Genomic DNA, 23,066 nt, shown 5'->3' with positions numbered 1-23,066 from the left:
CGCGCCGCAGTGCCACGCCTTCTGTTGAAATGCCGGGCCATCCCAATACGAAGAAGGGCCGCACACTGGCGGCCCTTTCGTGACACTTACATATTCGGATAAACCGGCCCCTCGCCGCCCTGCGGCGGCACCCAGGTGATGTTCTGGTTGGGGTCCTTGATGTCGCAGGTCTTGCAGTGCACGCAGTTCTGGGCGTTGATGACGAAGACGTCCTCGCCATCCTTTTCCACCCATTCGTAGACGCCGGCCGGACAGTAGCGGGTCGAGGGGCCGGCATAGACGCCGAGCTCCGAAGCCTTCTGCAGGTCCATGTCCTTGACCTTGAGATGGACCGGCTGGTCCTCCTCGTGGTTGGTGTTGGACAGGAAGACCGAGGACAGGCGGTCGAAGGTCAGGACGCCATCCGGTTTCGGATAGGCGATCGGCTTGTGCTTGGCTGCCGGCTCCAGCGACTGGGCGTCGGTCTTGCCGTGCTTCAGGGTGAAGGGTGAGGTGCCGAAGATCTGGTTGATCCACATGTCGAGGCCGCCGAGCGCGACGCCGAGCGCGGTACCGAGCTTCGACCACAGCGGCTTGACGTTGCGGACGCGCTTGAGGTCGCGGCCGATATCGGTCGAGCGCCATTCGTTCTCGATCTCGATCGGCTCGTCATTGGCGCGGCCATTGGCGATGGCATCGGCAATCTTGTCGGCCGCGAGCATGCCCGACAGCACGGCATTGTGGCTGCCCTTGATGCGCGGCACGTTGACGAGACCGGCGGAACAGCCGATCAGCGCGCCGCCGGGGAAGGAGAGCTTCGGCACCGACTGGTAACCGCCCTCGGTGATCGCCCGGGCGCCGTAGGACAGGCGCTTGCCGCCTTCGAAGGTCTTGGCGATCGCCGGATGGGTCTTGAAGCGCTGGAATTCCTCGAAGGGATAAAGATAGGGGTTCTTGTAGTTCAGGTGCACGACGAAACCGACGGCGACCATGTTGTCTTCGAGATGGTAGAGGAAGGAACCGCCACCGGTCTTCATGCCGAGCGGCCAGCCGAAGGAGTGCTGCACGAGGCCCGGCTTGTGATGCTCGGGCTTGACCTGCCAGAGTTCCTTCAGACCAATCCCGTATTTCTGCACGTCGCTGTCCTTCGACAGGTCGAACTTTTCGATCAGCTGCTTGGCCAGCGATCCGCGCACGCCCTCGCCGATCAGCACATATTTGCCGATGAGTTCCATGCCGCGGGTATAGGCCGGACCCGGCTCGCCGTTCTTCTCGATGCCCATGTCGCCGGTGGCCACGCCAATCACGGCACCTTCGTCATTGTAGAGCACTTCGGTTGCGGCAAAGCCCGGATAGATCTCGACACCCAGCGCTTCGGCATGGGTGGCGAGCCATCGACAGACATTGCCGAGCGAAACGATGTAGTTGCCGTGATTGTTCATCAGCGGTGGCATGGCAAAATTCGGCAGGCGGACGGAGCCGGCCGGTCCGAGCAGCAGGAACTGGTCGTCCGTAACCGGGGTCTTGAACGGATGATCGGCCTCATTGCGCCAGTCGGGCAGCAGCTTGTCGATGCCGATCGGATCGACCACGGCGCCCGACAGGATATGCGCACCGACTTCGGCACCCTTTTCCAGCACGACGACGGTCAGGTCCGGATTGACCTGTTTCAGCCGGATCGCGGCCGACAGGCCGGCCGGGCCGGCGCCGACGATCACGACGTCGAATTCCATGCTTTCGCGTTCCGGCAGTTCCATCTCAGTGCTCATCGTCATTCCTCCGCGCGGCGGTTCTTTGCGCCTACCTCCTTGACAAAACCCAACCAGATTGTCGAGCCGAAGCGCGACACCACAGGCGCAAATTCCGGCAGGGTGCTGTGAAGGACAAGAATATCTGACGTGCACGTAAGCGTCAATCGTGGAAACCGGCGCGCTGGCGTGGCGGATCTGCCTGACTGGCCGCCGCCTTACCTGGCGAAGCGTTTCGCGCCGGCAACACACAGCACGATTGCAGCCGTGCTGGCGACCATGCCGAAACTCACCGGCTCGTGCAGCAGCACGGCGGCAAGGGCCAGGCCGAAAAACGGCTGCAGCAATTGCAGTTGGCCGACGGCGGCGATGCCTCCGAGCGCCAGGCCGCGATACCAGAAGACAAAACCGACCAGCATGCTGAACACCGAGACATAGGCGAGCCCAAGCCATGCCGGCATGGTGATCGTCTGCCAGGAACCGGGCAAGGTCAGCAAGGCAAGCGCCAGCATCACCGGCAGCGACAGCAGCAAAGCCCAGGAGATCACCTGCCAACCGCCGAGCCGTCGCGACAGTTTGGCGCCTTCGGCATAGCCAAGTCCGCAGAGCACAATGGCTGCGATCATCATGAGATCGCCCAGGCTCGACGCAGCACCACCGGTTGCCAAGGCGAAACCGGCAACGATCACGCTGCCGAGGCCGGAAAACAGCCAGAACAGCGGCTTCGGCCGTTCGCCGCCGCGCATGACCGCAAAAATTGCCGTCATCAGCGGCAGCAGACCGACAAAAACCACTGAATGCGCCGCGGTGATGGTCTGCAGCGCCAAGGCGGTCAACAGCGGAAAACCGATGACAACGCCGAGCGCAACGATGGCGAGCGAGACGAGGTCCTGGCGCGCGGGCCGCTTCTGGCGCCAGAGGATCAGCAAGGCCGCGGCCAGAAGGGCTGCGATCACGGCGCGGGCCGAAGTTAGGAACAGCGGTGAAAAGCCGCCGACCGCAATGCGGGTCGCCGGCAGTGATCCGCTGAAAATCAGCACGCCGAGCAGACCACTGCCCCAGCCGTCCATGGATGTTTTCATTTGTCCTCGCTTTCTGCACCCGTCCTAGGTCGAGCGCGCTGGCGAAAACAGAAACAGTTCAATACAATTTGGCAAAACTGTACTGGTCAATTCTCAATACAGATTATCCTTGTCGAGGAACATCCAGCATGGACAGCAAGACGCGCACCGGCGAGGTGATGGCCGCCATCCGGCAAAGGATCGCCGGTCGCGTGCTCGGTCCCGGCGACCGCCTGCCCTCCATCCGCAGCCTTGCCGGCACAATGGGCGTTTCACCCTCCACCGTGGTCGAGGCTTATGACCGCCTGGCGGCGGAAGGCCTGATCCGGGCGCAACGCGGCTCGGGCTTTTATGTCTCGACCAGCGCCTCGACCAGCGCAATGGCGCCGCTGAAGCTCGCCGAGGCCGCGGCACCGCTCGACCGGGCGGTCGATCCGTTCTGGGTTTCACGCCAATCCCTCGACGCCGATGCCGCGGTGCTGAAGCCTGGCTGCGGCTGGCTGCCGGCGGCATGGATGCCGAACACGGCACTCCGGCGCGCGCTGCGCAGCCTGTCGCGCGCCGATGACGCCCTGCTATCGGACTACGGCAATACGCGTGGTCCGCTTGCGCTGCGCCGGCTGCTGCTGTCCCGTTTTGCCGAAGACGGCATTCAGGCGTCGCCCGACCAGCTGCTGCTGACCGGCTCCGGCACCCAGGCGCTCGACCTGTTGTGTCGTTTCCTGCTGCGCCCCGGCGATACCGTGCTGATCGACGATCCCTGTTACTTCAACTTCCAGGCACTGCTGCGCGCCCATCGGGTCAAGATCGTCGGCGTGCCCTACACGACCACCGGACCCGACGTCGCCGCGTTCGAGGCCGTGCTTGCCGCCGAGAAGCCGCGCCTCTACATCACCAATTCTGCCCTGCACAATCCGACCGGGGCGACGCTGTCGCCCCAGGTCGCACACCGCCTGCTGAACGCGGCAGCACTTCACGATCTGACGATCATCGAAGACGATATCTTTGCCGATTTCGAGCCCGAGCCATCGTCGCGGCTGGCGGCGCTCGACGGCTTGAACCGCGTCATCCGCATCGGCAGTTTTTCCAAGACCCTGTCGTCGTCGGTGCGTTGCGGCTACATTGCTTGCCGACCGGACTGGATCGAGGCGCTTGTGGACCTGCAGGTTGCCACCAATTTCGGCGGACCTAGCCCGGTGGCTGCGGCCCTGATCCTCGACGTGCTTGCCGGCGGCAGCTATCGCAAACACATGGAAGACCTGCGCCAGAAGCTGGTGCGCGCGCGGCGACAGACAGCCGAGCGTTTGCAGCATCTCGGCATTGCGCCATGGCACATGCCGCGCGGCGGTTTCTACCTCTGGTGCCGGCTGCCGGACGCGGTGGATTCGGCCGAACTGGCGCAGTCGGCCCTGGCAAAAGGCGTGGTCCTTGCGCCCGGCAATGTCTTCAGCGTGACGCAATCGGCCGGCGCCTTCATGCGCTTCAATGTCGCCCATTGCCAGGATCCGGCCGTGTATACCGTGCTGTCCGGAGCGATAGAGGCATTGCGCAAGCACCCCCATCATCAAAACTGACGAACGGCTCCAGGTCTGATGACAATCGCGGAGACCTCTTCGGGCACCTGCAACCCGTCGCCCACGCAGAAAAAACGCGCCCGCCTGTTCTGCCTGCGCCACATCGCGTCGCCTGCCAAAATCTGCCTTTGAACGCGCCTTCGCTTTGTCGCACTCTCTACCAAACGCCACAGGGGACAAGCAGGACATGGCCATCACATACGGCTTCATCGGTCTCGGCCATCTCGGCCGGCATCTGGCGGGCAGCCTGGTCAGGGACGGATTTGACGTCACGGTCCACGATCTCGACCCGGGCAATGCAAAAGATCTTCTCGCCAACGGCGCCCGCTGGGCGGACGATCCGCAGGCTGTGGCGCAAGCGGTCGATGCCGTGATCACCTGCCTGCCCTCACCACGGGTCAGCGAGCGCGTGCTGACCGGCGAGCGCGGCATCCTTGCCGGGCTGAAACCGGGCGGGACCTGGATCGAGATGTCGACACTCGACGAGCAGGAAGTGCTGCGGCTCGGCAAGATCGCCGCCGATCGTGGCGTTCGCATGCTTGAGGCGCCGGTGACGGGCGGCGTGCATCTGGCCGCTTCCGGCGAGATCACGGTGATCACCGGCGGCGACGCCGACCTGCATGCCTTGCATCTGCCGGCCTTCGAAGCCATGGGCAACAGGATCTTCCGCGCCGGCCCGCTCGGCAAGGCCTCGGTGATCAAGGTGATCACCAATATGCTCGCCTTCATCCACCTGATCGCCACCGGCGAGGCGCTGATGCTCGCCAAGAAAGGCGGCATCGACCTGACCGACGCCTTCAACATCATCAAGGCGTCCTCGGGCAACAGTTTCGTGCACGAAACCGAGGGCCAGGTGATCCTGAACGGCAGCTACAATATCAACTTCACCATGGACCTCGCCGTCAAGGATCTCGGCTTCGCGCTCGGCTTCGGCCGCGAATTCGGCGTGCCGCTCGACCTTGCCAGCCACGCCCTGCAGACCTTCATCCGCGCCCGCTCCACCTATGGCGGCGACGCCTGGTCGTCGCAGGTGGTCAAGCTGCTCGAAGACGCCACCGGCACGGACCTGCGCGCACCGGGCTTTCCAGCGGAACTTTGAGCGAGGAAAGCGAACGTCGTCACTTGCGGCGATCCGTCTTTCCGGCGAAGAAGCCGAAAGACATTTCCAGGCTTCTCCCATGGCATCACATCCGCCCCTCTCTCCCCATGATATCGCCCGCGCACTCGATGGGCTGCACCCGGATCTGCGCATCCTCGGTCCGGACGCGGTGGCCGGCCGCCATCCCGGCGAGGATCCGACAAATCTGGCCGCCGGCGTCGTGGCGCAGCCTGCTTCGACGGCTGCGGCGGCGGCACTGATTTCATGGTGCCGGGCAAACCATGTCGCGATCGTTCCGCAAGGAGGCCTCAGCGGGTTGGTCGGCGGCGGCGTCAGCCGGCATGGAGATGTCATCCTTTCCAGCGCCCGGCTCAACCGCGTCATTGCCATCCATGTCGATGAAGAGACCGTCGAGGTCGAAGCCGGGGTGACCTTGGAAGGGTTGCAGGCCGCACTCGCGCCGCATGGCTTGACCACCGGCATCGATCTCGGTTCGCGAGGATCCGCCACCATCGGCGGCATGGTCTCGACCAATGCCGGCGGCATTCTCGCCTTCCGCAATGGCGTGATGCGCCATCAGATCCTCGGCCTCGAAGCCGTCCTGCCCTCGGGCGAAATCCTGTCGGACATGACGCGGGTGGTGAAGGTGTCGGCCGGCCCCGACATCAAGCAGATCTTCATCGGCGGCGAAGGCGCCTTCGGTTTCGTGACGCGGGTGGTGATGAAGGTGGAGCCAATACGGCCGCATCGGGCGGTGGCCCTTCTCGGCGTTACGAATGCCGGCCGTGCGCTCGAGATCGCGGCGCACCTGCGACGCCATCCGTCCCTCTTGCTCGAAGCAGCCGAAATGATGTGGCCGCACTATGCGCGCGACCATGCACAGCTGAAGGGTTTCGACCTCTCATGGCTCGAAGGCGGTGCCTCATTGCTCCTCGTCGAAATATCGGCGCAGAGCGCGGACCACGCAACCTCGCTTCTCGAAGAAGAACTCGCGGCAATCTGGGACGCGGCGGATATCAAGGGCGGCATCGTCGCCCAATCGTCGGAGCAGGCGCGGCGTTTCTGGGACCTGCGCGAAGACTCCGGCTTCTATTTTTCGGCTTTTCCGCAGGCTCCGTCTTTCGACGTCTCCCTGCCGCCGACGCTCGTCGATCACTATGTCGCCGAACTCGCCCACCGCCTTCGGTCGATCGGAAGCGGCTACGACGCCTATGTCTACGGTCATATTGCCGATGGCAATCTACATATCGCGCTGGCCACGCCCGGTCCTCTTTCGCCCAACATCAAGCATGATGTGGAAGACGCCGTCTATGCCGGGATCACCGCCTGCGGCGGCAGTTTTTCCGCCGAACACGGCGTCGGGCTGGACAAGCACCGGGCCTATCTCGAACACGCAGACCCGGGAAAACAGGCACTGGCGCGGCAGTTCAAGACCTTGCTCGATCCGGACGGCCTGTTTAATCCGGGCAAGGTGCCGTTTTGATTTACGACTGCCGACGGAGGTCAGGCTTCCGTCCGGCATCATCGCTCGATAGACTGCGCACGAAACATTTGCCTTAGACCACATTTGCATCAGACAAGGACATCGCCATGGATCTCGGTATTGCCGAAAAACGCGCCCTCGTACTCGCCGCCTCGCGCGGCCTTGGCCTCGGCATCGCCAAGGCACTTGCGGCTGAAGGCGTGCATGTGCTGATCTGCGGTCGCACTGAAGAGAAGCTGAAGGCCAATGTCGCGGCGATCGTGGCTGCCGGCGGCAAGGCGGATTATGTCGTGGCCGATCTCGCCGACGCGCATTTCGTCGACACCATGCTGGCAGCCGTTCATCACACCCTCGGCGGCATCGACATCCTGGTCAACAATACTGGCGGGCCGACCCCCGGCACGGTCGAGGACATGGATGCGGAAAAGCTCTACAATTTCTTCCAGTCGATGGTCGTGCGCGTCATCACGCTGACCAATGCGCTGGTGCCGCTGATGAAGACGCAAGGCTTCGGCCGCATCTTGACCGTCGCCTCGTCGGGCGTGTTCGAGCCCATCCCCAACCTTGCGCTGTCCAACACGTTGCGCGGCGCGCTCGTCGGCTGGAACAAGACGCTCTCGTCGGAGGTCGCCTCATATGGCGTGACGGCCAACATGCTGCTGCCTGGCCGGATCCACACCGACCGCATCGATGAACTCGACGGCGCCAATGCCAAGCGCAGCGGCAAGTCGCTGGAGGAAATCCGCAGCGCTTCAGTCAAGTCGATCCCGGCCCAGCGACTGGGCACCGTCGAGGAATTCGCCGCAGCCGGCGCCTTCCTGTGCTCGGCCCAGGCCAGCTACATCACCGGCACGATGTTGCGCGTCGACGGCGGCGCGGCGAAATCCAACTAAGCGCCTCTCAGGCATAGGCGGACATGGCACAACCCTGCCCGCCTATGCCGAAACCGGTTGATTGTCGCTGCGTTTGATGGCCACCCGTCGCCCGCAACATTCTCGCGTCGGTCGGTGACCCTCTGGCGTCTCAGCCGCGTCATTGCTATGCATATCCGGCCCCATATTGCTGCAGAGGATCCTGTCATGGCCGTCATTCGTATCGTATTGCAGGTCATCTCAGTGCTCGCCGTACTGATCGGCCTGATCTGGATCGGCCAGGGAACCGGCGTCTTCCCCTACCCGGCCTCCAGTTTCATGATCAACCAGACGCCATGGATCCTGCGCGGCGCGATCCTGGCAGCCATCGGCGTTGCTGCCCTCCTGTTCGTCCGGCGGCTGAGATAGGCCCTACCCTCTCGCAATGCAGCATTTTCGCTTGCCCTTCGGCTACCCCTGTGGCATCAGGCGCGCTTTCCCGTGCCCGGCCAGACGTCCGGGCCATGTGCCGGCCTGACCGGCATTCTCTGACAGCATCACCATGAAGGGAGCGGCGGCCATGGCACACGCGCTTGGGCTCGATTTCGGCACGACCAATACGGTAATCGCGCAGGCCGAAAACCGCGAAGAGACCCATTCGATCCGCTATACTTCGCCGGCCGGCACGTCCGACAGCATGCGCACGGCGCTCTCCTTCCTCAAGGACCGCCAGCTCGGTGCCGGCGCGCTGAAGGTCGAGGCCGGACAGGCCGCCATCCGCACCTTCATCGACAATCCCGGCGAATGTCGCTTCCTGCAGTCGATCAAGACCTTTGCCGCATCTGCGGTGTTCCAGGGCACGCTAGTGCATGCGCGGCGCTTCCAGTTCGAAGACCTGATGGAGGTTTTCCTCAAGCGCCTCGAAGCCTATGCCGGCGATGGCTGGCCAAGTGACGCGAGGCGGCTGGTGGCCGGACGGCCGGTGCATTTTGCCGGCGCCAGCGCCGATCCGGCGCTCGCCACCACCCGCTACAACGAAGCCCTGACGCGGCTCGGCTTTCCCGAGATCCATTATGTCTACGAGCCGGTCGCAGCCGCCTTCTACTTCGCCCAGAACCTGAAGCAGGACGCCACTGTACTCGTCGCCGATTTCGGCGGCGGCACGACCGACTTCTCGCTGGTGCGGTTTGAAACCCATGGCGGCAAGCTGTCGGCCCGGCCGATCGGCCATTCCGGCGTCGGCATTGCCGGTGACCAGTTCGATGCGCGCATCATCGATCATCTGGTCGCGCCGGAAATCGGCAAGGGTAGCCAGTTCAAGAGCTTCGGCAAACTGCTCGACGTGCCGAGCAACTATTATCTGTCGTTCTCGCGCTGGAACCAGTTGTCGGTGTTCAAGACGATGAAGGAATTCACCGATCTGCAGTCGCTGGTGCGCCAGGCCGTCGAGCCGGACAAGCTCGAGCTGTTCATCGAACTGATCGAACATGACGAGGGCTACCCGCTCTATCAGGCGGTCTCGGCGACCAAGATGGCGCTGTCGTCGGCCGACGAAGCGGAGTTCCGCTTCTCACCTCTCGGCAAGGCCGGGGAAAAGCGGGTCACCCGCGCCGAGTTCGAAACTTGGATCGCCGAGGACCTGACACGCATGGAGGCGGCCCTCGACCAGTTGCTCGCCGAGACAAAGACGACGGCCGGCGAGATCGACAAGGTCTTCCTCACCGGCGGCACGTCTTTCGTTCCCGCCGTGCGCGACATCTTCAAGCGGCGCTTCGCCGCCGACAAGATCGAGACCGGCGGTGAACTGGTGTCGATTGCCCATGGGCTGGCGCTGATCGGCGAGCGCGACGACATCAGTCAGTGGACAGCCTGAGGCCAAAGGCTGGCGACAGGCTTACGGGTGCGGAATCGGTTTGCATTAGGACGGCGGGCAAGGCTAGAACAAAGCCATGATCCAAGCCCGTGACATGACGCATGCCGAACTGGCCGCGCTTTTGCATTTTCATGCGGAAGCGGGGGTCGAGTGGCTGGTCGAAGACGCGCCGATCGACAGGATTGCCGCCTTTACCGCAGAGAAGGCGGCACGGCAGACCGTGCGGGCGGCACCCGAGCCGCAAGCGGCCTCCGCTGCGCAGGCACAGCGCGGAACATCCGCGAATGAACGCCAGGCGGCGCGGCCGGCCCCGTCTCTGTCGTCCGCCCTGCCCGCCATTCCCGACGAAAACGCCGTGGCGGAAGCCCGCTTTGCGGCTGAAAGCGCGCGCTCGCTGGCCGAACTGAAGACGGCGATCGAAAGCTTTGCCAGCTGCAATCTCAAGACCAGCGCCCGCTCGACCATCACGGCAAGCGGCGGGTCCGCATCCGGGATCATGCTGATCGGACCGATGCCCAACGCCGATGACGATCGCGAGGGGCAGGCCTTTTCCGGCCGTGCGGGCCTGATGCTCGACCGAATGCTCGCCGCCATCGGCCAGACCCGCGAGACCGTGACGATCTCCACGATCATCCCGTGGCGCCCGCCCGGCGACCGCATGCCGTCCGTTCCGGAATGCGCGATCTGCCGGCCTTTCATCGAACGGCAGATTGCACTCGCCGCGCCGAAACAGGTTTTGGTGCTTGGAAATTTCGCCGCGCGATTCTTTTTTGGCGAGAGCGGCACGATCCATGCGCTGCGCGGCCAGTGGCGCTCGCTTGGTGCCGGCGGCCATGCGGTTCAATCCATGGCAACACTGCATCCGCAGGAGCTGTTGACCGCGCCGGCCAGCAAGGCATTGGCCTGGCAGGATCTTTTGGCGTTTTCCGCACGGATGAATACCGGCGACGCTGATTAAAAAAGCGCCATTATTAAAGAAATATGAAATCAGCCATGCGTTCAACGCAATGCAGCAACGCGCTTGGCGATCTTGCCGAATCTATGCTGCACTGCGATATCTGATGCTTGAAAGGGAGGACGTGCTTAACAAGGAATTTCATCGTGAGCCTTCGCACACGCCCTATCCATTGCAAGTTTGAAACCGTGCGTCTCGCCGGTGAATATGCTCGGACAAGCAATCCCTATCACCGCGGCGCGGCGCTTGCCGCCTGTGAGCAGCTCAGCGCCCGGTTCTCCGATCGCAACGGCCGCATCGCCCGCCCGGCAACCGTGTTTGCCGATTTCCGCGCCTGAGCCCATCGGCGCTGCAATCAATCGTTACATCGCGCATCAGGTCTGACGCGAAGATCATGCCGCATGGCATTCGATCACCTTGCTTGTGCTCTTCTCTCGATTTCAGCGCACGCGCATGTGCGCTCTATGCGGGCTTTCTTGCGCAAGGCGCATAGCAGGGTCGTTGATTTGTGCATTGCACAAACGGTTCATCTATGAACTAATATGGCCCTTGAAGCTGACATGCATTCACAGCAGAGGACCAGTCATGACCCTATCCTTCCATCCCGTCCGCAGCCTGCGTCAGGTCGTCCATCAGATCGGCCACGCCGTCAACGCCTCGGCCGAATATTCCCACGCCGCCCGCCAGCGTCAGGCATCTCTGTCACGCGGCGAACGTCCGGCGGTTCAGCCGCTGGCTTTCTGATTGATCCGGTAGCTTAAACGCAGCCAGACACAGGATGAGGCCCGCGGCGAAATCGCCCGGCCTTTCAGGCATTGTGGTAAACCTGTGCTCGCAGGCTCATGCCTCGCAGACCGCCGCCAGATGCGGTTCCGGGTTTTCCAGACGGGCCGGTCCGCAGATCATCTCGTAGGCGTGATCGACGATCGAAAATTTCACCGCCTGCCAGCCGCAATATTCCGCCAGAAAATCAGCTTTCAGCAGATAGCGGCTGTTGGCTTTGTCCGACCAGGCGAGGCAACCGGTCTCGACGGCGCGGCGCACCAGGCGCTGGAGGTGCGTTCTCGAGATCATGAACTGCTCAGCCATCACCCGGGCGTCTATGCGACCGATGTCGTAACCGTCGGCACCCGGCGCTAGATGGATCGCCCGGCGGATCAGATCGTCCATCACCAGGCCGCCGGCTTCGGTCCATAAAAACAGCGCCACACGCGGCGGCGGCTCGAGCCAGCGCGGATCAAGGCAGGCCCGCCTGGCGATCTGCGGCTGTATCTTGTGCATCAGCGCGGGTTCTTCGATCAGCCGCGCCACGCGCCCTGCGCCGTCAAGGCGATCGAGGACAGACAGATTGGCCAGAACCCAGCGATACATCGCCGCATGGGAAATTTCGGTTGCCTCATAGCGGCGTGGACGACGATTGCTTTCGCCGGCGATGCGCAAGAAGCGATAGCTGAGCAACTGGTCGAGGAAATTGAGTACGGTATTGCGGCTCGCCGCATTGCTGGAGGTGATGATCTCGCGCAGATTGGTGGTGGTCAGGCCGCTGCCAGGCTGATTGGCATCGTATTCGAGCTGCAGGGCAAAGGCAGCCTGGCTCAAGAGCCACCGCTGATGCGACGCCAGCATGCGTGACAGGCGCGGGCTTTCATCGAACTGCGCTCGAAGCGTGGCGGCAAATCCCTGCAATGCCTCGATAAAGCCGGGATGGCCCGTCACGTCTTCAACCTTCAAAGCCATCGGCAATCTCCAGCAGCCGATGCTTCACGGATCCGCTCGCCATGGCTCCGGTCCAGCCAGTCCATACGTGAACCATATCGGCACAATGCATCGGTCGCGGCTCGACAAGGAACAGCGCGCCGCAGCATTGGAGTTTGTTCAAAACGCATGGAACCCCTGTGGCGTTAAAGAATTCCCCGCACGTCACGTTCACCGCCCGGGAATTTATATTACCGTAAATGAATTCGTGTCGGCTTTTCAATCAATTATTGCCGCGCCGTCATGACAATACGTGAAACGACGTAGAAGCTTTGCGCCGCTACACGTCGCAATCGACAGTTCACGCAAGACCGAATATTGGCAGAGTCCGTTTTCCCACGCTGGATAGGTACCCAATTGATCAACAGCCTCGCCTCGATCGCCACCCTGATGTTCTCGACTCTGCTGATGATGGCGGGGTTCGGGCTGATGGGGTTCATGCTGCCGATCCGCTCGATCAGCGAGGGCTGGTCCACCTTCACCATTTCCGTCATCGCCACCGGCTATACGTTCGGTTTCACGGTCTCGTGCGTCGTCACGCCGATCTTCGTGCGCCGCGTCGGGCATGTGCGGGTGTTCGGCGCGCTGATCACCCTGCTCACCGTGTCCATCCTGCTCTGCGCGCTGGTTGTCGAATGGTGGGCCTGGATGATCTTCCGCGGCCTGTCCGGTTTCGCCATCGCCGGCGCCTATCTCCTGATCGAAAGCTGGCTGAACGAACGGGTCAACAATGCCAATCGCGGCGCCCTGTTTTCAGTCTACATGGTCACCTGCCTCGTCGGCTCGATCGGTGGCCAGTACATCGTGCCGCTCGGTAACCCCGATGGACCGGAACTGTTCATGGTCTGCGCGCTGATCTTCTCGCTGGCGCTGTTTCCGGTGGCCCTGTCGACGGCCCAGTCGCCGACGCCGATCGCCGAGGCCAAGTTCGATCTGAAGCGGCTCTATCGCCGCTCGCCGCTGGCCTTCTTCGGTTCGCTGCTGTCCGGCGCGCTGTCCGGCACCTGGGGCAGCCTGGGCGGCGTCTACTCGCAGAATATCGGCATGAACACGACGGAAGGCGCGACGCTGCTCGCCGCCCTTCTCGCCGGCGGCGCGATATCGCAGGTGCCGATCGGCCGCCTGTCGGACCGGATCGATCGTCGACTGGTGATGATCGGGGCCGGTGTCTTCGGCGTCCTGGCCTGCCTGATGATGACGATGTTCGACGCCGACAATGCTATCGCGGTCTATATCGCCGGCTTCTTCATCGGCACCGTTCTCTATCCGGTCTATTCGCTGAACGTCGCCCATGCCAATGACCTGGCCGAGCCGGATGAATATGTCACGCTGTCGAGCGCCATCATGATCCTCTACGGTCTCGGCACCGTCACCGGACCCGTGATGGCGGGCTCGTTGATGCAATGGCTTGGCCCGGGTGCACTGATCTGGTTCCTCGCGACGGCGTTTGCACTTTATGCGAGCTATGCCGGCTGGCGTATTTCGCGCCGGCCCGACAGCGGCAACCAGGCCGACAAGACCGACTTCCTCGCCGTCGCCCTGCCGATGCAGGGCACCGACGTCACCGGCTCGCCAAACACGCCGGACCCGGACGAGCGGCCGCGCTGACAGGCAGGCAGATCAGCCCTGCGGGGTCGAGGCCTTGCGTGCCGCGCGGCGCTCAAGGCCGAGCTGGTGCTCGCGGAAGATGATGAAGATCCCGGCGCCGACCACGATCGCCGCCCCGATCAGCGTGGTCGACGTCGGGACATCGTCAAACAGGATATAGGCGATCACCGAGCCCATGATGATCGAACAGTATTCGAACGGGGCGATCGTCGAGACATCGGCGAAGCGATAGCTCTCGGTCAGCAGGATCTGTCCCAGGCCGCCACAGAAGCCGGCAATCGCCAGGAGGCCGAGCGCGGTCCAGGACAGCTCGACCCAGCCGAAAAACCAGGTGCAGGCCGATAGCAGCGCGGCAATGACCGAAAAGAACAGCACGATCGTCGATGTCTTTTCCACCCGCACAAGCTGGCGGACCTGCAGCATGGCGGCAGCGCCGAGCGTGGCGGCCACCAGAACCGCGATCGCGCCGTAAGCCTGTTCCGATCCCATGTTGCCGTCACCAAACAGGCTCAGCTTCGGCAATGAGATGATCAGCACCCCGATCATGCCGACCACGACCGCCGTCCAGCGGTAAAGCCGGACCGTTTCGCCGAGAAAGACCGCGGCGAACACAACGGCAATCAGCGGCATGGCGTAGCCGATGGCGATCGAATCCGGCAGCGGCAGATGCACGAGGCCGTAGAATCCGGCGCCCATGGCAAATACGCCGAGAAGCGCGCGCTTGACGTGGCCGAACGGGTTTTCGGTCTGCAGCGCCTGGCGCAATTCGCCCCGCCAGCCGAGATAGAGCATGATCGGCAGGATGGCGAAGGCGGAGCGGTGGAAGCTGATCTGGCCTGCCGGAATGCCGGCACCGGCAAGCTTGATGCAGGTCTGCATGCCGACGAATACGGTGACGGAACAGATTTTCAGGACAATGCCGCGAAGCGGATCAGGGTCGGCAAATGCCATGCGATTGACTAACGTATCGATGCTGAACAGGGCGATGGAGAACTGCGACCGGAAAGCTCCGTGACTACGAATGTCACCGAATGAATCGCTGCAACCAACCTTGCACTTCACTGGCCGACAGACAAGCCCGCAAATTAACCAGATTAAACCCAAAAATGGCGTGAAGTCGGGGTTTTCTCGCCTGACTTCTTTAACTGATATTTTAATCTCAATTAATTATCTTTCCTATCAGTAGCAAGTTTGGCCGCCGCTTTGCGGTTCGCATGACATTGATTTTTGAAACGGTTCCTTTTTCACCCCGGATGTTGCCATGACACAGACAGCGGCCAAATCAGCCTCCTTCTCACCAGAACTCGCCACGCCCCGTTCGATGCGGCTGATCACCGAGAGCATCGGATCGGATCTGGAACAGTTCAGCGCCGATAATACCCATGTCGTGCGGCAGATCAGGCTTCTGGCGATCAACGCGCTGATCGAGGCAGCGCGGGCCGGCGAAAGCGGTAAGGGCTTTGCCGTCGTTGCCAATGAAGTGCAGCGGCTGGCGCAGGGCGCTGCCGACATTGCCGACCGCTTTCAGGAAAACGTGCTGACCCGGATCGGTCTCGGCCGGTCGATGGCCGATGCGCTGGTCGAGGAAATGGAAGGCGCGCGGCTCATCGATCTGGCCCAGACGCTGGTGCAGTTCATCGTCCGCAACCTGTTCGAGCGCACCGCGGATGTGCGCTGGTGGGCAACGGATTCGGCGCTCTGGGGCGCGCTTGCGCAGCCTTCGGCGGACGCCTTTTCCCATGCCGCCGAGAGGCTCGGAGTGATCAACCGCTTCTATACCGTCTATCTCGATCTTGTCATGACCGATGCCAAGGGACGGGTCGTCGCTTCGGCCAACCCGAAACACCAGCGCAAGACGAAGGATTGCAATCTTGCCACCGAAGCCTGGTTCAAGGCGGCGCGCGAATGTAAAAGCGGTGACGATTATGTCGTCGACGAAGTCAGGCGCAGCGCCCTGCATGACGATCGCGACGTGCTCGTCTATGCCACCGGCATCCGCGAAGGCGGTCGCAGCGATGGCGCGCTGGTCGGCACGCTCGGCGTCTATTTCGACTGGCAGGGCCAAGGCACGGCCATCGTCGAGAAGGAAGCCAACCTGCCGCCGCAGATAGCCGAAAAGACGGAAGTCCTGCTGCTCGACGGCAATAATATGGTGATCGCCTCGAGCCGGCCGCAGCGCGCCTATACGCATTTTGCTCTGCACAATCCGCAGCGCGCCATGCGTGGCAGTTACTATGACAACAACGGCGCGATCGTCGCCTTCGCCCGGACCCTTGGTTACGAGGATTACGACGGCCTCGGCTGGTATGGCGTTATCATCCAGCAATCCGACAGCGATGACGCGATCTGCCGGCAATTGTCGCTGAAGTAACGCTCCGGCACCGACAAATACGCATCTTTGCGAAGGTCATCCGGAGACAGACGGGTCGCTATTCTACCCGACTGTGCCGATTTGCCTCGCGGAGTTCGACCTTTATCGGTCTTTCGCGCATTAAATTGTATCGTGTTTTAATAATCGTTCAGAAATTGATGCAATCATCGCCCTCGATTTGGCCTGGAGAGGCGAGGGAAAACCTTGCCTTGTTCCGGCCTAGCCTCGAAGCGACCAGGACAAAACATGCGCACAGACACGGGCCGGATCGTTCATCTGGCAGACTACCGCCCCACTGACTTCGTTCTGGAACGGGTTGATCTGACCTTCGAACTGGACCCTACAGATACCAAGGTGGAAGCCCGGTTGATCTTCCATCGGCGCGAAGGCGTCGACGCCTCGGCACCGCTGGTGCTTGACGGCGACGACCTCAACATGACCAGCCTGCTGTTCGACCAGGTTGAAATGGCGAAAGACCGCTATACTGCGACGCCTGAGAGCCTGACGATCAACGGCCTTCCGGCCGAAACACCCTTCGAGATCACCGTCACCACGATGATCAATCCGGAGGCCAATACCCAGCTGATGGGCCTCTATCGGTCGAACGGCATTTATTGCACGCAGTGCGAAGCCGAAGGTTTCCGCCGCATTACCTATTTCCCCGATCGCCCGGATGTGCTCGCCGTCTACACGGTCAACATCATCGCCGACAAGGCGGCCAATCCGCTGCTCTTGTCGAACGGCAACTTCCTCGGCGGTGCCGGCTTCGGCCCGGACAAACATTTCGCCGCATGGTTCGATCCGCATCCGAAACCGAGCTATCTGTTCGCACTGGTTGCCGGCGATCTCGGCGTGGTCGAAGACACGTTCGTGACCATGTCCGAGCGTGAAGTGACGCTGAAGATCTATGTCGAGCATGGCAAGGAGGCGCGTGCCGCCTATGCCATGGACGCGCTGAAGCGCTCGATGAAATGGGACGAAGAGGTTTTCGGCCGCGAATACGACCTCGACATCTTCATGATCGTTGCCGTCTCCGACTTCAACATGGGCGCCATGGAGAACAAGGGCCTCAACATCTTCAACGACAAATATGTTCTGGCCGATCCGGAAACCGCGACAGATCAGGACTATGCCAATATCGAGGCGATCATCGCCCACGAATATTTCCACAACTGGACCGGCAACCGCATCACCTGCCGCGACTGGTTCCAGCTGTGCCTGAAAGAAGGCCTGACCGTCTACCGCGACCACGAGTTCTCGGCCGATCAGCGCTCGCGCTCGGTCAAGCGCATCGCCGAAGTGCGTCACCTGCGTTCGGAGCAGTTCCCGGAAGACGCAGGTCCGCTGGCCCATCCGGTCCGCCCGACCACTTTCCGCGAGATCAATAACTTCTACACCACGACCGTCTATGAAAAGGGTTCGGAAGTGACCCGGATGATCGCGACCATTCTCGGCCGCGACGATTTCAAGAAGGGTATGGATCTCTATTTCGAACGTCATGACGGCGATGCCGCAACGGTCGAGGATTTCGTCAAGTGCTTCGAGGAGGCCAGCGGCCGCGATCTCACCCAGTTCTCGCTCTGGTATCACCAGGCCGGCACACCGCAGATCACCGTGTCCTCGAGCTTCGATGCCGCTGCCAAGACCCTGTCGCTGTCGCTTGAGCAGATGGTCGCGGCAACGCCGGGCCAGACGGCCAAGGAACCGATGCACATACCGCTGCGCTTCTCGCTTCTGACCGAAAACGGCGCCGAGGCAACGGCAACCGCGATTGCCGGCGGCGAAGTGTCGGGCGACGTGCTGCATCTGACCGAACGCAGCCAGACCTTCACCTTCTCCGGCATCGGCGCGCGCCCGGTCGTGTCGCTCAACCGCGGCTTCTCGGCCCCGGTCACGCTGCATTTCGACCAGAGCAAGGATGATCTGTCCCATATCGCCCGCCATGACAGCGACCTCTTCGCCCGCTGGCAGGCCATCACCGACCTCGCCTTGCCGATCCTGACGGCAGCGGCCAATGCAGCGCGCAGCGGTGGCGAAGTGCTCGCCGATGCGGCATTGACCGACGCCCTTCTGGCGATCGCTGCCGACGAAAGCCTCGAGCCGGCCTTCCGCGCCCAGGCGCTCGCTCTGCCAAGCGAAGCCGACATCGCCCGCGAACTCGGCAGCAACAACGATCCGGACGCCATCCATGCCGGCCGTCAGGCCGTATTGGCGGCGATTGCCCAGTCCGGCGTCGAGATCTTCCGCACGCTATACGCGGCCCATTCGGCCACCGGCGCCTTTACCCCCGATGCCGCAGGTGCCGGCCGCCGGGCCCTGAAGAACGCAGCCCTCGCATTCCTGACGCAGGCGGAAAACAGCCCTGCCCTGGCCGCCGAAGCCTTTGCCAAGGCCGACAACATGACCGACCTGTCGCAGGCGCTGACCGTGCTTGCCCATCGCTTCCCCGATGCCGCCGAGAGCAAGGCTGCCCTGGCGAGTTTTGAGCAGCGTTTCGCCAGTAATGCGCTGGTGCTGGACAAGTGGTTCTCGATCCAGGCCACCATTCCGGGTGCCGCAGCGCTCGAGCGCGTGCAGGACCTGATGAAGAATCCGCACTTCATCGCCAGCAATCCGAACCGCGTCCGCTCGCTGATCGGCTCTTTTGCCTTCTCCAACACGACCGGTTTCAACCGCGCCGACGGCAAGGCCTATCAGTTCTTCGCCGAGCAGATCCTCGACATCGACCCGCGCAACCCGCAGCTGGCCGCCCGTCTTCTGACAGCCTTGCGCTCCTGGCGCCTGCTGGAACCGGTCCGGGCGGAGCATGCCCGTTCGGCCCTGCAGTCCATCGAAAGTGCCGGAGCTCTGTCGACCGATGTCAGCGATATCGTCGAGCGTATCCTGAAGGGCTGATCGCCTTTACAAACAAACAGGCCGAACAAACGAACATGGCGCGGGCAGGTCCCGCGCCATGTTCGTTTGGACGTGTCAGAACCCGGCGCCGGAGCCCTGCCGCATGGGTGAAAACGAGGCCCGATGCGCTCGATTTACGCCTGCGTCGGAGCACAGCGAGAAGCTGCAGAGGCGCTAAAATTCAATCCTGACCCGTTATTGCCAAACACCGCTGCAGAAAAAGCGGATTCGGAAGAACGGCTTAAGATTTTCTTTACCCTCCCGGTCTGGACAAGCCGAATCGGGCATGATTCCTTGGGCTTGGTTCGGGCGAGCGGCGCAGCGAATCACACGAGGGATAGAGGCAGGGGCGATGTTGAACGCGCGGCGGGTTTCCGCAGCCGATGATCGGTTGCGCATCAAATTTTCGGGTGTTGCGGCAGTGTTCGAAGAGTTCGGCCGGCGGCTGTTCCGGTCTTCGCCGTCCCTGCGGGAGGATGGCAGCGGGCCGTCGCGTCCCGTCGAGACCCTGTTGCGGCGATCCATACCGATCCTGATCATCGCTTTCCTGTCCGTCGTCGCGCTGGCGCGCTTCGTCGGCATCCTGTCCGAGCATGGCCGGATGGAAGCATCGATCCGGCAATCCACATCGCTGATCTCGGCCACCGCGCAGGCCGCGCTCTCTACCCATCCGGAGATGTTTGCCACCCGCAATCGTGAGGGCGCCGAACAGGCGCTGTTTTCCTACCTGTCGCCGGAACACCTGTCCGACGGGGCCTTCGTGCTGTTGGTCGATCCGGCCGGCCGCGTGTTCGGCGCGTCGCCTGGCGCGTCCGGTCAGGTTGGCTTCATGCTCGCCAGCCTGCTTCCGGAAGTCACGACCATCCGTCGCTTCGGCGATCGCTCCGGCGCGATCGAGACCAATGTCAACGGCGAGCCCCACTATGCCGTCGTGACCCCTGTCGGCACCGATGGCGCGCTGATCCTCACCGCCCATTCGCTGCAATCTGTGAACGAGTTCTGGCGCCGCGAACTGTCGCTCAATGTGACGCTGTTTGCCGGTATCTCGCTGACACTGCTGGTCGTGCTCTACGCCTATTTCCATCAGGTTAGGCGGGCCCGCGAGGCCGACGACATCTTCCTCGAATCCAACATGCGGGTCGAGGCCGCCCTGTCGCGCGGCCGTTGCGGGCTCTGGGATTTCGACCTGTCGAGCCGCAAGCTGATCTGGTCGCGTTCGATGTATGAAATGCTCGGCCTTGCCCCGTCGAACCAGCCATTGGCCTTTGCCGATGCGGCCCGCCTGATGCATCCGGCCGACGGCAATCTCTATGCGCTGGCGCGTTCGGTCGGCCGCGGAAGCTCGCGCCAGATCGACCAGGTCTTTCGCATGCGCCATGCCCAGGGCCATTATGTCTGGCTGCGCGCCCGCGCCCAGATCATCTGCTCCAATACCGGCTGCCTGCATGTCATCGGCATCGCCATGGACGTCACCGAACAACACCGTCTGGCCCAGCGCTATGCAGAAGCCGACCAACGCCTTGCCGACGCGATCGAATGCACTTCGGAAGCCTTCGTGCTCTGGGACAAGAATGATCGCCTGGTGATGTGCAATGCGCATTTCCAGAAGGTCTATGGCCTGCCCGACAGCATTCTCGTGCCCGGCACGGAACGCGCCAGCGTGCTCGGCTCGGCCTCGCGGCCGATCATCCAGCGCCGCATCGCCGATCCGGATCTCGGCACCACCTCGCGCACCACCGAAGTGCAGCTTGCCGACGAGCGCTGGCTGCAGATCAACGAACGGCGCACCCGTGACGGCGGTCTGGTCTCGGTCGGAACCGACATCACCCTGCTCAAGCGCCACCAGGAGCGGTTGCGCGATCAGGAGCGTCGCCTGATGGCGACCATCGGCGACCTGTCGTCCTCGCAGAAGATCCTAGAGCGGCAAAAGACCGAACTGTCGGATGCCAACGAGAAATATCTCGCCGAAAAGCAGCGTGCGGAAGCGGCAAACAAGGCCAAGTCGGAATTCCTCGCCAATATGAGCCACGAGTTGCGCACGCCGCTCAACGCCATTCTCGGCTTCTCGGAAATCCTGCTCGCCGGCATGTTCGGCCCGGTCGGCTCGGCGAAATACGAGGAATATGCCAAGGACATCCACGAAAGCGGCAAACATCTGCTGAACGTCATCAACGACATTCTCGACATGTCGAAGATCGAGGCCGGGCAGATGAAGATCCGTTGCGAGACGATCGATCTCGGACCGCTGATCGAAGAGAGCATGCGCCTCACCGCCATCCCGGCGCTGGAAAAGAACATCACCGTGTCGCAGCGTGTCGATGATGGCCTGTCGGTCGTCGCAGACCGTCGCGCGATGAAGCAGATCCTGCTCAACATCCTGTCGAATGCAGTCAAATTCACCAATGACGGCGGCAAGATTTCGTTGCGGGCCCACAAGGTCAAAGGTGCGGTGATCGTATCGATCGTCGACACCGGCATCGGCATCCCGAAAAACGCCCTGAGCAAGATCGGCAGCCCGTTCGAACAGGTGCAGAGCCAGTATGCCAAGTCGAAGGGCGGCTCCGGCCTCGGGCTTGCCATCTCGCGCTCGCTGGTGTCGCTGCATGGCGGATCGCTCCGGATCCGCTCCCGCGAAGGTCAGGGCACCGTGGTGTCGCTGCGTATCCCGGACATGATCGTCATGCCGATGCGCCGCCGGGCCTGACCACCCATGCCGGCAGGACGGCCGACAACGGAACACTCCACCGGCCGCTTGCTTCAGTCATGGCCTCAGCTACGCTGCACAACCCTGCTGAAGACCTTGCGCACCGCCTTGGACAGCCGCTTGATCTCCGCCTCCAGCAGTTTCAGATCCGGGCTTTCGCCGGCCCGGGCAACCAGATCGGTCAGGCCGGCTGGTACCTTGGCAGGCTCGAACGGCCCTTCGATGCACAACCGGATCACCTGCGACACATCCGTGTAGAGCTTCAAGGCCTGCTGGCAGATGTCGAGATCGTTCGGATCCATCAGCGAGGCCAGCGCCTTCAACGCCTCCGCTGTCGAAAGACCATTGGTGCGCACCGGCGTGCCGCGGACTGCCGCAACCAGCGCCAGATGCTGGGCAATGAATTCGATATCGATCAGGCCACCGGCAATCAGCTTCAGGTCCCAGATATCGCGCGGCGGCTTTTCCTTGTCGATCAGCGCCCGCATCTCGGCGACGTCCTTGGCGGTCTTGGCCTCATCGCGGTTCAGCGCCATGATCTCGGCGACGATCGCCTCGGCTTCGGCAATCAGCGACGCATCGCCGCACAGAAGCCGCATGCGCGACAGCGCCATGTGCTCCCAGGTCCAGGCTTCCTCGCGCTGATATTTGGCAAAGGCGCGGAGCCGTGTGGCCACCGGCCCCTTGTTGCCGGACGGCCTGAGCCGCATGTCGACCTCATAAAGCACGCCCTCGGCCGTCGGTGCCGACAGTGCCGCGATCATCCGCTGGGTCAGGCGGGTGTAATAGCGCACGGGATCGAGCGGCTTTGGTCCGTCGGATTCATGCGCGTCGTCATCATGCTCATAAAGCAGGATCAGATCGACATCGGAGCCCGCCGTCAGTTCATAGGAGCCGAGCTTGCCCATTCCGGCCAGCGTCACGCGCCCGCCCTGCAGGCGTCCATGGGCCAGTTCCATCTCGGCAATCACCGCCCGTAGCGCTTCATCGATCACCAGCCCGGCAAGGTCGGTAAAGGCGCGGCCGGCCTGGCTGCCGGCGATCGAGCCGGTGAGCAGGCGAATGCCGATCAGGAAGCGCTGTTCGGCGGCAAAGATGCGCAGCCGGTCG

The 23,066-nt window shown here is 62.6% G+C and carries 17 protein-coding genes and 1 pseudogene; 13 read left to right on the top strand and 5 right to left on the bottom strand.

The genetic code is table 11. The annotated features are described in order from the left end of the window. Nucleotides 1-86: 86 nt before the first annotated feature. Together PDO_RS15190 and PDO_RS15185 are read right to left on the bottom strand one after the other, a co-directional pair. Nucleotides 87-1,748 (bottom strand): electron transfer flavoprotein-ubiquinone oxidoreductase, encoded by a 1,662-nt coding sequence (locus PDO_RS15190; RefSeq protein WP_007603542.1) that lies wholly within the window; start codon nt 1,746-1,748, stop codon nt 87-89. A gap of 197 nt (nt 1,749-1,945) precedes the next feature. Continuing rightward, nucleotides 1,946-2,809 carry a DMT family transporter gene (locus tag PDO_RS15185; RefSeq protein ID WP_007603541.1) on the bottom strand — a complete coding sequence of 288 codons (864 nt, stop codon included), beginning with the start codon at nt 2,807-2,809 and terminating at the stop codon, nt 1,946-1,948. Nucleotides 2,810-2,937: 128 nt separating this feature from the next. Here PDO_RS15185 and PDO_RS15180 point away from each other — a divergent pair, with 128 nt between their 5' ends. From PDO_RS15180 to PDO_RS28395, 9 genes are all read left to right on the top strand, one after another. Continuing rightward, complete coding sequence (locus PDO_RS15180; RefSeq protein ID WP_007603540.1) at nt 2,938-4,362, top strand: aminotransferase-like domain-containing protein; 1,425 nt, start codon at nt 2,938-2,940, stop codon at nt 4,360-4,362. A gap of 187 nt (nt 4,363-4,549) precedes the next feature. After that, on the top strand, nt 4,550-5,461 hold the full coding sequence (locus PDO_RS15175) for an NAD(P)-dependent oxidoreductase (RefSeq protein ID WP_007603538.1): 912 nt from the start codon (nt 4,550-4,552) through the stop codon (nt 5,459-5,461). A gap of 79 nt (nt 5,462-5,540) precedes the next feature. After that, complete coding sequence (locus PDO_RS15170; RefSeq protein ID WP_007603536.1) at nt 5,541-6,944, top strand: FAD-binding oxidoreductase; 1,404 nt, start codon at nt 5,541-5,543, stop codon at nt 6,942-6,944. 107 nt (nt 6,945-7,051) lie between these two features. Continuing rightward, complete coding sequence (locus PDO_RS15165) at nt 7,052-7,837, top strand: SDR family oxidoreductase (RefSeq protein ID WP_007603534.1); 786 nt, start codon at nt 7,052-7,054, stop codon at nt 7,835-7,837. Nucleotides 7,838-8,023: 186 nt separating this feature from the next. Then, nucleotides 8,024-8,224: a hypothetical protein gene (locus PDO_RS15160; protein WP_007603532.1), complete on the top strand. Its 201-nt coding sequence runs from the start codon at nt 8,024-8,026 to the stop codon at nt 8,222-8,224. A 151-nt stretch (nt 8,225-8,375) separates the two neighbouring features. Continuing rightward, nucleotides 8,376-9,668 carry an Hsp70 family protein gene (locus PDO_RS15155; protein WP_007603519.1) on the top strand — a complete coding sequence of 431 codons (1,293 nt, stop codon included), beginning with the start codon at nt 8,376-8,378 and terminating at the stop codon, nt 9,666-9,668. A gap of 76 nt (nt 9,669-9,744) precedes the next feature. Further along, a complete protein-coding gene (locus tag PDO_RS15150; RefSeq protein WP_007603517.1) occupies nt 9,745-10,626 on the top strand; it encodes a uracil-DNA glycosylase in 882 nt (293 codons plus the stop codon). Between the two features lie 143 nt (nt 10,627-10,769). Further along, on the top strand, nt 10,770-10,961 hold the full coding sequence (locus PDO_RS15145) for a hypothetical protein (protein ID WP_007603515.1): 192 nt from the start codon (nt 10,770-10,772) through the stop codon (nt 10,959-10,961). Nucleotides 10,962-11,208: 247 nt separating this feature from the next. Then, entirely contained in the window at nt 11,209-11,367 is a 159-nt protein-coding gene (locus PDO_RS28395; RefSeq protein WP_007603514.1) for a hypothetical protein, read from the top strand. 96 nt (nt 11,368-11,463) lie between these two features. Here the strand turns inward: PDO_RS28395 and PDO_RS15140 are convergent, their stop codons facing one another. Then, nucleotides 11,464-12,360 carry a hypothetical protein gene (locus PDO_RS15140; RefSeq protein WP_007603513.1) on the bottom strand — a complete coding sequence of 299 codons (897 nt, stop codon included), beginning with the start codon at nt 12,358-12,360 and terminating at the stop codon, nt 11,464-11,466. 375 nt (nt 12,361-12,735) lie between these two features. Between PDO_RS15140 and PDO_RS15135 the strand changes: the two genes are divergently transcribed. After that, complete coding sequence (locus tag PDO_RS15135) at nt 12,736-13,986, top strand: MFS transporter (RefSeq protein WP_007603512.1); 1,251 nt, start codon at nt 12,736-12,738, stop codon at nt 13,984-13,986. Nucleotides 13,987-13,998: 12 nt separating this feature from the next. Here PDO_RS15135 and PDO_RS15130 read toward each other — a convergent pair whose 3' ends face one another. Beyond that, entirely contained in the window at nt 13,999-14,937 is a 939-nt protein-coding gene (locus PDO_RS15130) for a DMT family transporter (RefSeq protein ID WP_007603511.1), read from the bottom strand. A 310-nt stretch (nt 14,938-15,247) separates the two neighbouring features. Here PDO_RS15130 and PDO_RS29270 point away from each other — a divergent pair, with 310 nt between their 5' ends. The 3 genes from PDO_RS29270 (at nt 15,248) to PDO_RS15115 (ending at nt 21,956) form a co-directional block, all read left to right on the top strand. Then, nucleotides 15,248-16,357, top strand: a complete 1,110-nt coding sequence (locus PDO_RS29270; protein WP_007603510.1) for a methyl-accepting chemotaxis protein — start codon at nt 15,248-15,250, stop codon at nt 16,355-16,357. A gap of 246 nt (nt 16,358-16,603) precedes the next feature. After that, entirely contained in the window at nt 16,604-19,252 is a 2,649-nt protein-coding gene (gene pepN / locus PDO_RS15120) for an aminopeptidase N (RefSeq protein ID WP_007603509.1), read from the top strand. A gap of 352 nt (nt 19,253-19,604) precedes the next feature. Next, nucleotides 19,605-21,956 carry a PAS domain-containing sensor histidine kinase gene (locus PDO_RS15115; protein WP_007603507.1) on the top strand — a complete coding sequence of 784 codons (2,352 nt, stop codon included), beginning with the start codon at nt 19,605-19,607 and terminating at the stop codon, nt 21,954-21,956. 65 nt (nt 21,957-22,021) lie between these two features. Here the strand turns inward: PDO_RS15115 and PDO_RS15110 are convergent. After that, nucleotides 22,022-23,066: pseudogene (locus tag PDO_RS15110) on the bottom strand (bifunctional [glutamine synthetase] adenylyltransferase/[glutamine synthetase]-adenylyl-L-tyrosine phosphorylase); the annotation flags it as partial.

It is taken from the genome of Rhizobium sp. PDO1-076 (assembly GCF_000247475.1).
Taxonomy (GTDB): Bacteria; Pseudomonadota; Alphaproteobacteria; order Rhizobiales; family Rhizobiaceae; genus Allorhizobium.
Note: the sequence above shows the minus strand (reverse complement) of the source record. Positions and strands in the feature narration are given on the sequence as shown.

Excerpts from the sequence above, each read along its gene's own strand:
- PDO_RS15115 (WP_007603507.1), top strand. The coding sequence starts at position 19,605 with ATGTTGAACGCGCGGCGGGTTTCCGCAGCCGATGATCGGTTGCGCATC.
- PDO_RS15160 (WP_007603532.1), top strand. The coding sequence starts at position 8,024 with ATGGCCGTCATTCGTATCGTATTGCAGGTCATCTCAGTGCTCGCCGTA.
- PDO_RS15175 (WP_007603538.1), top strand. The coding sequence starts at position 4,550 with ATGGCCATCACATACGGCTTCATCGGTCTCGGCCATCTCGGCCGGCAT.
- PDO_RS15140 (WP_007603513.1), bottom strand. The coding sequence starts at position 12,360 with ATGGCTTTGAAGGTTGAAGACGTGACGGGCCATCCCGGCTTTATCGAG.
- PDO_RS15170 (WP_007603536.1), top strand. The coding sequence starts at position 5,541 with ATGGCATCACATCCGCCCCTCTCTCCCCATGATATCGCCCGCGCACTC.
- PDO_RS15165 (WP_007603534.1), top strand. The coding sequence starts at position 7,052 with ATGGATCTCGGTATTGCCGAAAAACGCGCCCTCGTACTCGCCGCCTCG.
- PDO_RS28395 (WP_007603514.1), top strand. The coding sequence starts at position 11,209 with ATGACCCTATCCTTCCATCCCGTCCGCAGCCTGCGTCAGGTCGTCCAT.
- PDO_RS15155 (WP_007603519.1), top strand. The coding sequence starts at position 8,376 with ATGGCACACGCGCTTGGGCTCGATTTCGGCACGACCAATACGGTAATC.
- PDO_RS15130 (WP_007603511.1), bottom strand. The coding sequence starts at position 14,937 with ATGGCATTTGCCGACCCTGATCCGCTTCGCGGCATTGTCCTGAAAATC.
- pepN (WP_007603509.1), top strand. The coding sequence starts at position 16,604 with ATGCGCACAGACACGGGCCGGATCGTTCATCTGGCAGACTACCGCCCC.
- PDO_RS29270 (WP_007603510.1), top strand. The coding sequence starts at position 15,248 with ATGACACAGACAGCGGCCAAATCAGCCTCCTTCTCACCAGAACTCGCC.
- PDO_RS15185 (WP_007603541.1), bottom strand. The coding sequence starts at position 2,809 with ATGAAAACATCCATGGACGGCTGGGGCAGTGGTCTGCTCGGCGTGCTG.
- PDO_RS15180 (WP_007603540.1), top strand. The coding sequence starts at position 2,938 with ATGGACAGCAAGACGCGCACCGGCGAGGTGATGGCCGCCATCCGGCAA.
- PDO_RS15150 (WP_007603517.1), top strand. The coding sequence starts at position 9,745 with ATGATCCAAGCCCGTGACATGACGCATGCCGAACTGGCCGCGCTTTTG.
- PDO_RS15190 (WP_007603542.1), bottom strand. The coding sequence starts at position 1,748 with ATGAGCACTGAGATGGAACTGCCGGAACGCGAAAGCATGGAATTCGAC.